The sequence below is a fragment of the Comamonas sp. genome, from assembly GCF_036643215.1.
Taxonomy (GTDB): domain Bacteria; phylum Pseudomonadota; class Gammaproteobacteria; order Burkholderiales; family Burkholderiaceae_C; genus Comamonas.
Genome location: NZ_JAVXSJ010000026.1, coordinates 22,401 through 35,511 on the forward strand (window position 1 = coordinate 22,401; position 13,111 = coordinate 35,511).

Sequence of the window (13,111 nt, forward strand, 5' to 3'; positions counted from 1 at the left end):
GTCAGGGTTTTGGAGCAAAGGCTCGCTGGCCTGCTGTCTGGGCGCTTTCTGAATTCTCTATGGCATTCAGAAAAGAGCGTACCAGCAGGCTTTCGCTGCGCTCTTTCATGCAATACACATACGTGGTAGTTCTGGCTGGATCGCCCGCAATGCGAATGGGTTTGAAGCGCGGGTCTGCAATGAATTCGGCTTCGGACACGGTGCCTACGCCCAGACCGCGCGCCACGGCTTCACGAATGGCTTCGCGGCTGCCGATCTCTAGTGACGTGCGGGGCTCAATACCTGCTTCTCGCAGTGCTTTCTCCAGTGCCGATCGTGTGGTGGAGCCCTGCTCGCGCAGCAGCAGGGGCTGGCCTCGAAGCTCATGAATTTCAATCTGTTCGCGCCGCGCCAGCGGGTGATCGACATGGGCAAACAAGATGATGGCGTGGCGCGCATATTCGCGGGCCAGTAGCTCGGGCCTGTCGTAAAGGCCAGCCAGCACAGACACGTCGGTGGTGTAGTTCTCCAGATCTTGCAGCACCTGCTGAGAGTTGCCCATGCGGATAGACAACTGTAGCTGTGGGTGGCGCGCGCGGTAACTGGCCACCATTTCAATCACATGAAAAGGACCTACGGCCCCGATCTTGAGTTCGCCCTGATTGAGCTGGCCCGAGTCACGTAGAAAGAACTCGGTTTCCGACTCCAGCGCCAGCAGTTTCTGTGCCAGCGCCATCAGTTTGTGCCCGGCGCTGGTGAGCGTCATGCGATAGCCCTGACGGTGAAACAGCTCGATCTGGCTTTGCCGCTCCAGTGTGGCGATCTGGCTGGAGACCGTGGGCTGGCTCACTCCCAGGCTGCGGGCCGCAGCGCTCAGGCTGCCTTGCTGTGCCACGGAGATAAAGGCGCGATAGCGGGCGGTGCTCATGTAAATGTCATCTCAAGGTTGAATCTATAGAAGCTGTCAAAACTGATTTTGAAACCTTCACATGACAGTCATATGTCGTCCCTACCATTTACGTCAACGCACTGCAATGACGGTGCGATGGCTCCAGCGAGAGCCGCACTCTACAGACGCACATGCAAAGGATGAACTTCATGACGATGACCCGCAAAACCTGGCTGAAAGCCGCAGTCGCCAGCCTGACCCTGGCAGCCACCACCGGCGTCATAGCGCAGCAGCCCACCGAGCTGCGCGTGGGCCTGATCCCTTCTGAAGATGCGCAGGCCATGATGCGTGCCAGCCAGCAGGTGATGGAGCAACTGGCTGCGAAGACCGGCATGAAGGTCAAGCCCTTTGTGGCGAACGACTACAACGGTGTGATCGAAGCCATGCGCTCGGGCAAGATCGACGTGGCTTACTTTGGCCCGTTCTCGTACGTGCTGGCCAGCCAGCTGGCCAATGCCGAGGCCTTTGCCATTCCTGTGGCCAAGAAGTCGGGCAAAAGCTCATACCAGAGCCTGATCATCAGCAGGAAGGACAAAGGCCCAGCCACCGTGGCGCAGCTGCAGGGCAAGACCTTTGCGTTTGTGGATCCCAGCTCGGCCTCGGGTCATCTGTTCCCTAAGGCTGGCCTCAAGGGTGACGGGGTCGACACCGATAAATACTTCTCGCGTGTGATTTTTTCGGGCTCGCACGACGCCAGCATCATGGCTGTGGCCAACGGCAAGGTGGATGCAGCAGCCGTGGCCGACCCCATCTTTCAGACAGCCATTGCCAAGGGGCATGTGAGGGCCGAGGACTTCCAGATCATCTGGCGATCGCAGCCCATCCCTGAATCCCCAATGGCCTGGCGCAAGAACCTCGACGAAGCCACCAAGAAAAAAGTCGCCACCGCGCTGGCCGACATCAAGGGCCTGCCCTGGGGTGACCGCGGTGAGCTGAACGGCTTTGCTCCGACCAACGATCAGGCCTACGACGTGGTGCGCAACACCGCCAAGGCTCTGAATCTGGACCTGGGGAAGATGAAATGATCACCATCCGCAATCTGCGCAAAAGCTATGGCAGCAACCATGTGCTGCACGGCATCGACATGGATGTGAAGGCGGGTGAGTTTGTGGTGATGCTGGGCTTGTCCGGCGCAGGCAAATCCACCTTGCTGCGCTGCATGAATGGCCTGAACCAGCCTGACAGCGGCCAGCTGCAGGTGGGCGGCATCGACCTGATGCAAAAACATTCGCGCCGCGAACTGGCCCGCCATGTGGCCATGGTGTTTCAGCACCACAACCTGGTGCAGCGCCTGTCGGTGCGCAAGAACGTGCTGACCGGGCGGCTGGGGCAGGTGGGCACGCTGGCATCGGTGCTGCAGCTGTTCAGGCAAAGCGATCTCGCGCTGGCCGATGAATGCCTGCAGCGCGTGGGCCTGGCCCACAAGGCGGATGAGCGCACCGAAGCACTGTCGGGCGGACAGATGCAGCGCGTTGGCATTGCCCGTGCACTGGCCCAGCAGCCGCAGGTGATTCTGGCCGACGAGCCTGTTGCCAGTCTGGACCCCAAGACCGCCCGCAGCGTGCTGCAGTACCTGCGTGAAGCCACGCGGGAGCTGGGTATTGCCGTGGTCTGCAATCTGCATCAGGTTGATTACGCCAAGGAGTTTGGCGACCGCATCGTCGGTCTCTCGCAAGGGCGCATGGTGTTCGATGGAGCGCCTGAGTTACTCACTGAAGATGCGCTCAACGCGATCTACAGCAGTGATGTGCAGCATCCGCCGCAGTCACCAGCAGAGCCGGGCATTGTGCTGACCGCGCCCGGCGCATGGTTGCCCAAGCCCATGCCAGCTGTAGCCACTGCAGGAGGTTTGCAATGAACAGCCGCAGTTTGAAAAACACGCCAGACCGCTGGCAATGGACTGCGGCACGCCCCGCAGGCATCAGCGGCTGGCTGGGGTATGCAGGGCTGGCTCTGGCGATAGTCTGGGTGCTGCACTGGAGCGCAGAGGGCGCGCAGATGAGCTGGGGCGAGCTGGCGGGTGGCATGCCGCAGATTGGCGACTTTCTCTCGCGCTCTGTGCCGCCGGACTGGAGTATCTTGCCGCGCCTGTGGGCACCGGCGCTGGAGACGATTCAGATTGCCGTCTGGGGCACGTTGCTGTCCGTGCTGTTGGCGCTGCCGCTGTCCTTTATCGCGGCCAGCAATCTGCACAGCTGGCACTGGCTGCGCCGCATCACGCGGCAGTTTCTCAACGTGGTGCGCAGTATTAACGAGCTGATTCTGGCGCTGGTCTTTGTCTCGGCTGTGGGCCTTGGACCTTTCCCCGGTGTGCTGGCGCTGGCCCTGCACGGCATGGGCATGCTGGCCAAGTTCTTTGCCGAGGCGATTGAGGAAATCGACGAAGGCCCGCTGCAAGCCCTGCGCAGCGCCGGTGCCACTCAGCTGCAAATCATTGCCTTTGGCGTGGTGCCGCAGGCCATCACCGCGTGGATTGCCGTGGTGCTCTACCGCTTCGAGGTGAACCTGCGCTCCGCCACCGTGCTAGGCATGGTGGGGGCAGGTGGGCTGGGCTTTGAGCTGGTCAGCAGCCTCAAGCTGTTTCGCTATCAAGAAACGGCGACCTGCATCATCGTCATCACGGTGATGGTGATTGCCGCCGACATGATCTCCAACTGGCTGCGCAGCCGCATTCAGCAGGGCGCGCGCCACTGATAGAGCTGCGATGCCAGCGTGCATCGCAGTCTTTCTGAATCTTCAAAAAAATGAGCTTACAGCGCTTGTATAGCAGGCGCTGCGGGCAGATTTCGCTCAAAAATCTTCAAAGGATTTTCTCGTGTGGACTTATCACAACCCCGTGCACACCCATGTGGGCCGCAGCAGTCTGAACCAACTGCCTGCCTTGCTGGCTGGCCGCAACTGCCTGCTGGTCACTTTTCCTGAGGCCGAAGGTTTAGGGCTGGTGCAGCGTGTGCGAGCCCTTCTTGGTAGTCAGCTGCGCGGCGTGATCGACAGCATTGCGCCCAACCCCGATGTGCAATGGCTGGCCCCGTTGTACGAGATGGTGCAGCGCGACCATGCCGATGTGCCCGTCATCGTGGCACTGGGCGGCGGCAGCGCCATTGACTCAGCCAAGGCCTTGCTGTGTGCGACAGAATCCGGAAAATTTTCCGAGCTGCTCTCGATTTTGAAGCAGGGAGCGCAATTACCACCAGCGCCACACAAGCATTTGATTGCGATTCCCACCACGGCAGGCACGGGCAGCGAAGTGACGCCCTGGGCCACGATCTGGGATCAGGCTGCGGGTCAGAAGTATTCGCTCCACCAGGAGTGCACCTGGCCCGAGGCGGCGGTGATTGATGCCGATCTCATGACCAGCCTGCCTGCTGGTGCCACGCTGGCTTCCGGGCTGGATGCGCTCTCGCACGCGCTGGAATCGATCTGGAATGTGAACTGCAACCCCGTATCGATGGCACTGGCCGTGCAGTCGGCCCGTCGCACGCTGGCCACATTGCCTGCGCTGATGCGGGACCTACTCAACCCACAACTGCGCAGCGATATGGCTGAGGCTGCGCTGCTGGCCGGACTGGCTTTTTCCAATACCAAGACGGCGCTGGCGCATTCGCTCTCATACGACATCACGCTGCAGCATGGCGTGCCGCACGGCATTGCCTGCTCATTCAGCCTGCCGCTGGTGCTGGAGATGGCGCTGGGCGCCGATGCCGTGACCGACGCCGCGCTGCTCTCCATTTTTGATGCCATTACACCTGCCGTTGCCGTGCAGCGCCTTCAGCAGTTTCTGCAGCAGCTGGGTGTGGCGACTGACCCCGCGCATTACGGCATCGCCCCCGCTGACTGGCAGACCATGGTGAACAAGGCTGCCAGTGGCCCGCGCGGGCGCAACTTTATTCGCAGCATTTAAATTCGAAAGCCAAGTTTGATCATGAACGCCATCACTCACACCGAAGAGCAAGCCGTTTCCAAGGCATCCACTACCGCCACTGCCGATCTGTCGCCGCTGCAAGCCGTCATCTTTGACTGGGCCGGCACGCTGGTGGACTTTGGCTCGATCGCACCCACGCAGATTTTTGTGGAAGCCTTTGCCACCTTTGGCATCACCATCACGCTGGCGCAGGCGCGCGGGCCTATGGGCCTGTCCAAGTGGGACCATATCTACCAGTTGCTGCAGGATGAAAGCATTGCCGCGCAATGGCAGACCCGCTTTGGCCACAGTCCGAGTAACGAGGATGTGGATGCCATCTACGCCCGCTTCATGCCCATGCAGATTGCCAAGGTGGGCGAGTTTTCTGCCCCCATTGAAGGCGCGGTGCAGACCCTGCAATGGCTGCGCGATCAGGGGCTGAAGATTGGCTCCTGCTCGGGCTATCCGCGCGAAGTGCTCAACCAACTACAGCCTCAGGCCGAGGCCGCAGGCATCAAACCCGACTATGTCGTTGCAGGCGATGAACTGGAAGCCGGCGGCCGCCCAGGCCCCTTCATGGCGCTGGCCAATGTGTTGGCGCTGGGCATTGGCGATGTGCGGGCTTGCGTGAAGGTGGACGACACCGTGCCCGGTATCGAAGAAGGTCTGCGCGCGGGCATGTGGACCGTGGGGCTGAGCCTGTCGGGCAACGAAGTGGGTTATAGCGTGGAGGAATTTGCCAATGCTCCAGAGGATGAAGTCAACGCCAGCGTGGCTTCTGCCGAGGCCAAGCTTAAAAAAGCCGGAGCGCATTACGTGGTGCGCAGCGTGATCGATTTGCCCGCCGTGCTGCAAAGCATTGCTGCGGAGATGCGAGCCGGGCGCAAACCGGTTTGATGTGGAAGAGAAAAAAGTGCAAAAGGGCTGCCAGCGGGGCAGCCCTTTTTGATAAGGCCTTCGCACTGACTCGCTGGAGAGACTGGTGCTCAGGCCGCATCGCCAGCGGCTTTGCTGGCCTCTGGGCCGCCCTGCTCATGGTGTTCAATCACTTTGCGCATCAGCTGCGCAAAAGTCTCCCGTTCTTCTTCGCTCAGCGGGTCCAGCATGCGCTGCTGGGCCTGCAGCACGGCTGGGCCAGCGCTGGTCAGCAGGGCTTCTCCATCAGCGGTGAGCGAGAGCAGGCGCACTCGGCGGTCTTTGGCCGTTTGCTGGCGCTGCAACAGACCGCGTACTTCCAAACGGTCGATGACGCCGCCAATAGTGGCTTTGTCAAAGCCCACTTCCACGCTCAGCGTGCGCTGATCAATTCCGGGCAGGTGCACCAGTTTTTGCAGCACAGCAAATTGCAGGGGCGTGATGCCCCATGTATCGGTGGCCTGCGTAAACATGGCTACAGCCACTTGTTGCAGGCGGCGAATGCCATGGCCGGGAAAGGTCTCAACCTCCAGCCGAGGGAAGACGGGTTGGCTGTTGTCACTGTTTGAGTCCATCTCCTGAGTGTCTGCTTTATTCATGGTTAACCCTTATTTTGTTTGCGTTTTGATGTGCAGATAATACGCTGCATACATTTGGTATGTATGCATACTATATGCGTGAATATCTGAATGAAGCGAAAGCCGCCCGCCAGCGCTTTCCGCACAAGATTCACCCGACGCACTAGAGGCTTTCATGCAATTTCATCTCAATGGTTTTCGTCCCGGCAGCCCGCTGGTCGCTGAGGCCTCTCCACTGGCACAAGCCCATACCGAAACCGCGCCCGCAAAGGTTGATGTCCTCATCGTGGGCTGCGGCCCTGCAGGCCTGACGCTGGCCGCGCAGCTGGCTGCGTTTCCGGACATTCATACCTGCATCGTCGAGCAGAAAGAAGGTCCCATGCAGCTGGGTCAGGCCGACGGTATTGCCTGCCGCACCATGGAGATGTTCGAGGCCTTTGACTTTGCGGATCAGGTGATCAAGGAAGCCTGCTGGATCAACGATGTCACCTTCTGGAAGCCTGATGACAAGACCCCCGGCAACATCGCCCGCCACGGCCGTGTGCAGGACACGGAAGATGGTCTGTCGGAGTACCCGCACGTCATCCTGAATCAAGCGCGTATTCATGACTTCTATCTGGAGCGCATGCGCAACTCGCCCAGCAAGATGGAGCCCCATTACGCCCGCCGCGTAGTGGATGTGAAGGTGGACCACAGCGCTGCCGATTACCCTGTGACCGTGACGCTGGAGCGCGTCGATGCGGAGCATGCTGGGCAGATCGAAACCGTGCAGGCTCGCTATGTGGTGGGCTGCGATGGCGCGCGCAGCAATGTGCGCCGTGCCATGGGGCGCCAGCTGGTGGGTGATTCGGCCAACCACGCATGGGGTGTGATGGACGTTCTGGCGGTTACGGACTTCCCTGATATTCGCTTCAAGGCTGCCATTCAGTCCGAGCATGGCAATGTGCTCATCATTCCGCGTGAAGGCGGCCATCTGGTGCGTTTTTATGTCGAGATGGACAAGCTGGGCGTGGACGAGCGCGTGGCCAATCGTCAGATCACGGTGGAGCAGTTGATCGAAACCGCACAGCGCGTCATTCACCCCTACAAGCTGGATGTGAAGAATGTGCCCTGGTGGTCGGTGTATGAAATCGGCCAGCGCATCTGCGACAAGTACGACGATGTGACGGATGCCGTCGCCACCGAAGATTCGCCTCTGCCGCATGTCTTTATCGCTGGTGATGCCTGCCACACCCACAGCCCCAAGGCTGGTCAGGGCATGAACTTCTCCATGCAAGACACCTTCAATCTGGGCTGGAAGCTGGCCGCCGTGCTGCGCAAGCAATGTGTGCCTGAGCTGCTGCACACCTACTCGTCTGAGCGTCAGGTGGTTGCCCAGCAACTGATTGACTTTGACCGCGAGTGGGCCCAGATGTTCAGCGACCGCGCCAAGGAGGGCGGCGAGGGCGGTGTAGACCCCAAAGAGTTCCAGAAATACTTTGAGCAGCATGGCCGCTTTACCGCAGGCGTGGGAACGCATTACGCCCCCTCCGTGCTGACGGGCGAGGCTGCGAACCAAGCGCTGGCGACTGGCTTTACGGTGGGTATGCGCTTTCACTCAGCGCCTGTAGTACGTGTGTCTGATGCCAAGCCTGTGCATCTGGGTCACTGCGGTAAGGCTGATGGTCGCTGGCGCCTGTATGCGTTTGCTGGCCAGGCGGATCTGGAGCAACCCGAATCCGGTCTGCTGGCGCTGTGCCGCTATCTGGAGACTGACCCTGCATCGCCCCTGCGCCGCTTTACACCAGCAGGGCAGGACATGGACAGCATCTTTGATGTGCGCGCTATTTTTCCGCAGGCTTATACCGATGTGGCGCTGGAGAAGCTGCCCGCGCTGCTATTGCCAAGCAAGGGCAAGCTGGGTCTGCTGGACTATGAAAAAGTCTTCAGCCCTGACCTGAAGAGTGCAGCTCAGGACATCTATGACATGCGCGGTGTGGACCGTCAGCAGGGCGCGCTGGTCATCGTGCGACCTGACCAGTATGTGGCCCAGGTTCTGCCCTTGAACGACCACGCCGCACTGAGCGCGTACTTTGAGGCCTTCATGCTGGCGTGATGGAATTGATTCCCGTGGATGGGACTGAAAGGAGGGCTTGGCCCTCCTTTTTTATGGCGCTGTTTGCTACGATATTTGCAGTGGGTCTTTTGCTATCCGCTTGCTTTGTAGAGGTAAACCATGCTGCTGATCGTGGGGACGGTACGACTGCCGCCCGAAAATCTTGACCGCGCCAGACCGGCCATGCTGGCCATGACAGAAGCATCCCGTGCCGAAGTGGGATGCCTTGAGTATGGCTACGCGGAAGATGTGTTTGTGCCAGGACTCATCCATGTCAAAGAACTGTGGAGCGACCAGGCCGCGCTGGATGCACATTTCGCATCGGCTCACATCCAGGCCTGGCGTGCTGCGTGGCCTGCGCTGGAGATTGGAGACAGGGATTTGCGGGTGTACGAGGTCGGCCAGCCGCGTGCCACCTGAGTGGATGGGTGGCCCCGCTCAGCTCTGCTTGACGATATCGACCGAGATTTCCACAGCGGTGATTGATCCCCGGTTTTCAAGCCAGTGCGTGGTGTTTCTGTCCTCAGGCCAGCCCACTCCGGGCCCATAGTCCGTCGCCACGCCATTTCGATGGTCCGTGATCGTGCCTTCAAGGATAAAGACCGTTCCGGGTCTGTCCTTGTGGTTGTGAACCGGACCAAAGACGCCTCCTGGCGCGATGGTCACCAGGCGCATGCGAAGCTGCCGCCCCGTCATGCCGTCGATCTCGGGGCCAAGGTCGACTGTTGAAAGCAACTTCACCGTCACACCCTTGGTTTCGGGTGCCTGTTGTTCGTGGGGCATCTTGCGCTCCTTCACATTCAATCAGAGCCTTCAATACAACGAGCTTTTGCTGCGCTCTTCGTTGAGCCGACTTGCAAGGCTGGTGCACTGCTCAAAAGTGTGATCTCTCGCCGACGCATATGAAAGGCAAGCCCATGCCGTCTGCATGGCGTATATCAGGACAATGCGGCTGGAGATGTGGCTTGTGCTCGTTTGGTCTTTCCCCTCGTGCGACCTTATCCGGGCGAATCCTCGACAATGCGCACATGACTTCCCAAGAACAACCGCACAACCCGCTGCATGGCCTGACGCTGGAGCGCATCGTCTCCGATCTGGTGGACTACTACGGCTGGAATGAGCTGGGCCGCCGAGTGCAAATACGCTGCTTTAACCAAGACCCGAGTGTTGCATCCAGCCTGAAGTTCTTGCGCAAAACGCCTTGGGCGCGCGAGCAGGTCGAGCAGCTGTACGTGAAGACGCAGCGTGCATATGAGCGCGAGCAACGCGGCTATTGATGGTTTGATGGACTGAGACATTTAGCGCTGGCACACAATCTGCACAAAAAATGCAAGACTGTGGCCAGCGCTTTTTTCAGCGCAGAAAGCGCTCGGCCAGCTGGCTCCAGAACGCTGCGCCATAGGGCAGGTTGGCGTCGTTGAAGTCGTACTTCGGGTTGTGCAGGCCGCGCCCGCCGTCCGATGGGCCGTTGCCAAGGCGCACCAGTGCGCCGGGGCAGCGCTGCAGCATGTAGGCAAAGTCTTCGCTGCCCATAAGCTGGGGGAAGGCGGTATCTACCGCCTCGGCGCCCACCAGGTCCGTGGCAACCTGCGCTGCAAGCTCTACGGCCTGCGCATTGTTGGCCAGTGCCGGGTAGCCTTCCACATAGTTGACTTCCGCCCGCGCGCCGTGACCTTGGGCAATGCAGGTGATGAGCTCGGTAATGCGTTCCTTGAGCAGGCTGCGTACCGCAGGCGAGTGAGAGCGCACGCTGATGCCTATCTCGGCATCGGCCGGGATGACGTTCAGTGCATCGCCCGAGCGCAGGCGGCCTACAGTGACCACGGCAGCTTCGCTTGGATCTACATTGCGTGCCACCACGGTCTGCAGGCTGGTGACGATGGCGGCTGCTGCCACCAGTGGGTCCACCGCCAGATGAGGGCGCGCGGCATGGCCACCCACGCCGACAATCTTCACAAACACGCGGTCACCAGCGGCCATGAAGGAGCCGCTACGCATCGCGAACTGGCCTTGCGGCAAGCCCGGGTGGTTGTGCATGGCATAGACGGCATCACAGGGGAAGCGCTCGAACAGGCCTTCCTCGACCATGGCCTTGGCACCGCTGTCAAAGCCGCGCTCTTCGGCCGGCTGAAAGATCAGATGCAGCGTGCCGCTGAAGTTGCGGTGGCGCGCCAGATACTTGGCCGCGCCCAGCAGCATGGTCATATGGCCGTCGTGGCCGCAGGCGTGCATGCAGCCGGCAATGCGGCTGGCATGCTCGGCGCCGGTAGCCTCCTGAATGGGCAGCGCATCCATGTCGGCGCGAATGCCCAGACTGCGGCTTCCATCGCCGTGGCGCAGCGTGCCGACCAGGCCTGTGCCGCCTATGCCGCGCGTGACCTCGTAACCCCATTCGGCGAGCTTGCCCGCGATGAAGTCGGAGGTGCCGTGTTCGGCAAAAGCCAGCTCCGGGTTCTGGTGCAGATGGCGGCGAATGGAAACCAGCTCCTGCTCATAGGGCAGGAACTGGGCGATACGGGCGAAGCTCGCCTGTCGCGTAGGGGGCGCTGTCATTCGAGAACGATGTTATTGGCCTTGGCGATGCGCGTGTAGAACTTGATGCGCTCGATGATCTCGGCACGGTAGGCCTGTGGCTTCAGCTCTTCCGGCACCATCATGCCCTTGTCGGTCCAGACGGCATGGGTTGCCGGGTCCTGCAGCACCGTGCGCATGGCCTGGTAGAGGCGATCGATGATGGGCTGAGGCGTCTTGGCTGGTGCAGCGATGCCGGTCCAGGAGGTGAGGTTCAGGTCGGGCAGCTTCAGCTCGGCAAACGTTGGCACGTCAGGCAGCTGGGCCACGCGCTGAGGAGCGGCCACGGCGAGTGCACGCAGCTTGCCGTTGCGGATGCTGGCCAGATTGGTGGACAGATTGTTCCAAGCCAACTGAACCTGGCCCGACATCACGTCCGTGATGGCCACACCGGCACCGCGATAGGGCACATGGGTGAGATCAATCTTGGTCTGGGTCTTGAGCAGCTCCATGCTCAGGTGCGAGACAGAGCCTGTGCCTGCGCTGGCGTAGTTCAGCTTGCCGGGGTTGGCCTGGGCGTACTTGATGAGATCAGCAAACGTGCGCACGGGCAGGCTGGCGTTGATCAGCAGCACATTGGACAGACGGTCGATCAGTGTGATGGGCGCAAAGTCATTGACCGCGTCATAAGGCAGCTTGGGGGTGACGGCGGGGTTGACCACATGCGTGCTCTGCGAGGTGACGATCAGCGTGTAGCCGTCGGGCTTGGCCTTGGCCACAAAGGCCGATCCCAGAGAGCCGCCAGCGCCGCCCTTGTTGTCCACAATGACGGGAACGCCCAGCAGGCGGCTCAGGCGGTCGGCCATCAGGCGGCCCGAGTTGTCGACCGAGCCACCGGGCGTGAAAGGCACAACCAGGGTGATGGGCTTGTTGGGGTAGGGCGCCTCTGCATAAGACAGAGGGGACAGGCCGGCAGCAGCGGCCAAGCTTACGAATTCGCGACGGTTGATTTGCATGTTATGTCTCAATGGATAAGGCGCGAGATTACGTACGCTGCAGTCGCTCGGCAAACGACATTCTCGTCATGTGCGATGACATAATGTCATCGCTAACATCATGAAAATTCGCTCCCCCTCATTGGTCGAACTGCACGCATTCCTGGCGGTCTGCCGCCATGGAAGTTTTCGCCGTGCTGCCGATGAGTTGTGCGTCACGCAGGCCGCCGTCAGTCGTGCCGTGCAGCGGCTGGAAGAGCATTTGCAGGGAAGCCGCCTGTTTGATCGCAGCCCGGCAGGCGTGTCGCTTACGACGCGCGGGGAGCAATTGCGCAAGCTGACCGAGCGCCATGTGCTGGCGCTGGAGCTGGCGGCTGAGACACTGGGCCGAGCCGCCATGCCGCAGCTGGTGCGCCTGAGTGTCATCCCCACATTGTCCATTCAATGGCTTATGCCGCGCCTGCCTGAGTTCAATCAGCGCCACCCCGAAGTGCATGTGGAGCTGAGACAGTTCAAGCATGACGAAGACTTCACGCGCGACGATGTCGATCTGTGGGTAGAGGTCAAACGCCCCCACCGCCGCTGGCCCGAGCAGGTGCAAGCACGCTACTTGCTGGGGCGTGAGCTGGTTCCTGTATGCGCACCGGCCTTGAGCCCCCAATTCCATCAGCCCGGCGATTTTTTGACTGCCAACCTGCTGCACCACACCAATTTTCCGGACAACTGGGAGCTGTGGTTTGCGCAGGCCGGTGTGGCCAGCAAACCGCAGCTAGGCCCGGGTTTTGATTTGACCATGCATCTCATCGTGGCAGCCAAGGCCGGCATGGGCGTGGCCGTGGTGCCGCGCAGCCTGGTGCAAAAAGAGCTGCAAGCGGGCGAGCTGGTGGTGCCGTTTGACATCACCGTCTCCTGTGGCCGTGGTTATTACCTGTGCTGGAATCAGGATGCCCCCAGCTTTGCGGCGCGAGACAAGCTTGCCAGCTGGCTGGCTGAGAAGGCCGACGCAGAAAATCCACCGGACGGCGGATCGTAAGCGGGCTTTAAGTGCGGGCGTCAGAGCAGGTGGCGCACACCAAGACCCATGGATCTGACGTTGCTGGATTGCCGTCCAGTCGCCAGCGCCCGTCGGTACTGGCTGACATATGAGAGCAAGCGTGCACTTGTATGATTTGTAAACAAATGAATCTA

General features: G+C 60.6%; 14 protein-coding genes. 9 read left to right on the top strand and 5 right to left on the bottom strand.

Annotation, left to right across the window (positions count from 1 at the left end; genetic code table 11):
* Position 1: 1 nt before the first annotated feature.
* Entirely contained in the window at positions 2-907 is a 906-nt protein-coding gene (locus RSF91_RS15850; protein WP_332569322.1) for a LysR substrate-binding domain-containing protein, read from the bottom strand.
* Positions 908-1,077: 170 nt separating this feature from the next.
* On the opposite strand from RSF91_RS15850, the gene phnD reads away from it, so the two are divergent.
* The 5 genes from phnD (at position 1,078) to phnX (ending at position 5,726) form a co-directional block, all read left to right on the top strand.
* Positions 1,078-1,953, top strand: a complete 876-nt coding sequence (gene phnD, locus RSF91_RS15855; RefSeq protein WP_442878872.1) for a phosphonate ABC transporter substrate-binding protein — start codon at positions 1,078-1,080, stop codon at positions 1,951-1,953.
* Positions 1,950-2,786 carry a phosphonate ABC transporter ATP-binding protein gene (phnC, locus tag RSF91_RS15860; protein WP_332569323.1) on the top strand — a complete coding sequence of 279 codons (837 nt, stop codon included), beginning with the start codon at positions 1,950-1,952 and terminating at the stop codon, positions 2,784-2,786. The genes phnD and phnC overlap by 4 nt, the downstream gene beginning before the upstream one ends.
* Positions 2,783-3,622 (top strand): phosphonate ABC transporter, permease protein PhnE, encoded by an 840-nt coding sequence (phnE, locus tag RSF91_RS15865; protein ID WP_332569324.1) that lies wholly within the window; start codon positions 2,783-2,785, stop codon positions 3,620-3,622. The genes phnC and phnE overlap by 4 nt, the downstream gene beginning before the upstream one ends.
* A gap of 121 nt (positions 3,623-3,743) precedes the next feature.
* Positions 3,744-4,829, top strand: coding sequence for an iron-containing alcohol dehydrogenase PsrA (psrA, locus tag RSF91_RS15870; RefSeq protein ID WP_332569325.1), 1,086 nt, complete (start codon positions 3,744-3,746; stop codon positions 4,827-4,829).
* Between the two features lie 21 nt (positions 4,830-4,850).
* The gene (gene phnX / locus RSF91_RS15875; protein ID WP_332569326.1) at positions 4,851-5,726 is read left to right on the top strand and encodes a phosphonoacetaldehyde hydrolase; all 876 of its coding nucleotides are present in this window, start codon (positions 4,851-4,853) and stop codon (positions 5,724-5,726) included.
* Between the two features lie 89 nt (positions 5,727-5,815).
* On the opposite strand, the gene RSF91_RS15880 is transcribed toward phnX, so the two are convergent.
* A complete protein-coding gene (locus RSF91_RS15880; protein ID WP_332569327.1) occupies positions 5,816-6,343 on the bottom strand; it encodes a MarR family winged helix-turn-helix transcriptional regulator in 528 nt (175 codons plus the stop codon).
* A 154-nt stretch (positions 6,344-6,497) separates the two neighbouring features.
* Between RSF91_RS15880 and RSF91_RS15885 the strand changes: the two genes are divergently transcribed.
* A complete protein-coding gene (locus tag RSF91_RS15885; protein WP_332569328.1) occupies positions 6,498-8,417 on the top strand; it encodes an FAD-binding monooxygenase in 1,920 nt (639 codons plus the stop codon).
* Between the two features lie 120 nt (positions 8,418-8,537).
* Complete coding sequence (locus RSF91_RS15890) at positions 8,538-8,837, top strand: putative quinol monooxygenase (RefSeq protein WP_332569329.1); 300 nt, start codon at positions 8,538-8,540, stop codon at positions 8,835-8,837.
* An 18-nt stretch (positions 8,838-8,855) separates the two neighbouring features.
* On the opposite strand, the gene RSF91_RS15895 is transcribed toward RSF91_RS15890, so the two are convergent.
* Positions 8,856-9,200, bottom strand: coding sequence for a cupin domain-containing protein (locus tag RSF91_RS15895; protein WP_332569330.1), 345 nt, complete (start codon positions 9,198-9,200; stop codon positions 8,856-8,858).
* 245 nt (positions 9,201-9,445) lie between these two features.
* On the opposite strand from RSF91_RS15895, the gene RSF91_RS15900 reads away from it, so the two are divergent.
* The gene (locus RSF91_RS15900) at positions 9,446-9,694 is read left to right on the top strand and encodes a VF530 family protein (RefSeq protein ID WP_332569331.1); all 249 of its coding nucleotides are present in this window, start codon (positions 9,446-9,448) and stop codon (positions 9,692-9,694) included.
* A gap of 76 nt (positions 9,695-9,770) precedes the next feature.
* Here RSF91_RS15900 and RSF91_RS15905 read toward each other — a convergent pair whose 3' ends face one another.
* Positions 9,771-10,970 carry a M20 aminoacylase family protein gene (locus tag RSF91_RS15905; protein ID WP_332569332.1) on the bottom strand — a complete coding sequence of 400 codons (1,200 nt, stop codon included), beginning with the start codon at positions 10,968-10,970 and terminating at the stop codon, positions 9,771-9,773.
* Positions 10,967-11,944 carry a Bug family tripartite tricarboxylate transporter substrate binding protein gene (locus RSF91_RS15910; protein ID WP_332569333.1) on the bottom strand — a complete coding sequence of 326 codons (978 nt, stop codon included), beginning with the start codon at positions 11,942-11,944 and terminating at the stop codon, positions 10,967-10,969. Before RSF91_RS15910 ends, RSF91_RS15905 begins: the two co-directional genes overlap by 4 nt.
* A 100-nt stretch (positions 11,945-12,044) precedes the next feature.
* Here RSF91_RS15910 and RSF91_RS15915 point away from each other — a divergent pair, with 100 nt between their 5' ends.
* The gene (locus RSF91_RS15915) at positions 12,045-12,956 is read left to right on the top strand and encodes a LysR substrate-binding domain-containing protein (protein WP_332569334.1); all 912 of its coding nucleotides are present in this window, start codon (positions 12,045-12,047) and stop codon (positions 12,954-12,956) included.
* Positions 12,957-13,111: the final 155 nt, after the last annotated feature.

What these genes read in the sequence shown, in the direction of transcription:
- RSF91_RS15850 (WP_332569322.1), bottom strand. Translation starts at nt 907, where the DNA reads ATGAGCACCGCCCGCTATCGCGCCTTTATCTCCGTGGCACAGCAAGGC.
- phnD (WP_442878872.1), top strand. Translation starts at nt 1,078, where the DNA reads ATGACGATGACCCGCAAAACCTGGCTGAAAGCCGCAGTCGCCAGCCTG.
- phnC (WP_332569323.1), top strand. Translation starts at nt 1,950, where the DNA reads ATGATCACCATCCGCAATCTGCGCAAAAGCTATGGCAGCAACCATGTG.
- phnE (WP_332569324.1), top strand. Translation starts at nt 2,783, where the DNA reads ATGAACAGCCGCAGTTTGAAAAACACGCCAGACCGCTGGCAATGGACT.
- phnX (WP_332569326.1), top strand. Translation starts at nt 4,851, where the DNA reads ATGAACGCCATCACTCACACCGAAGAGCAAGCCGTTTCCAAGGCATCC.
- RSF91_RS15880 (WP_332569327.1), bottom strand. Translation starts at nt 6,343, where the DNA reads ATGAATAAAGCAGACACTCAGGAGATGGACTCAAACAGTGACAACAGC.
- RSF91_RS15885 (WP_332569328.1), top strand. Translation starts at nt 6,498, where the DNA reads ATGCAATTTCATCTCAATGGTTTTCGTCCCGGCAGCCCGCTGGTCGCT.
- RSF91_RS15890 (WP_332569329.1), top strand. Translation starts at nt 8,538, where the DNA reads ATGCTGCTGATCGTGGGGACGGTACGACTGCCGCCCGAAAATCTTGAC.
- RSF91_RS15895 (WP_332569330.1), bottom strand. Translation starts at nt 9,200, where the DNA reads ATGCCCCACGAACAACAGGCACCCGAAACCAAGGGTGTGACGGTGAAG.
- RSF91_RS15900 (WP_332569331.1), top strand. Translation starts at nt 9,446, where the DNA reads ATGACTTCCCAAGAACAACCGCACAACCCGCTGCATGGCCTGACGCTG.
- RSF91_RS15905 (WP_332569332.1), bottom strand. Translation starts at nt 10,970, where the DNA reads ATGACAGCGCCCCCTACGCGACAGGCGAGCTTCGCCCGTATCGCCCAG.
- RSF91_RS15910 (WP_332569333.1), bottom strand. Translation starts at nt 11,944, where the DNA reads ATGCAAATCAACCGTCGCGAATTCGTAAGCTTGGCCGCTGCTGCCGGC.
- RSF91_RS15915 (WP_332569334.1), top strand. Translation starts at nt 12,045, where the DNA reads ATGAAAATTCGCTCCCCCTCATTGGTCGAACTGCACGCATTCCTGGCG.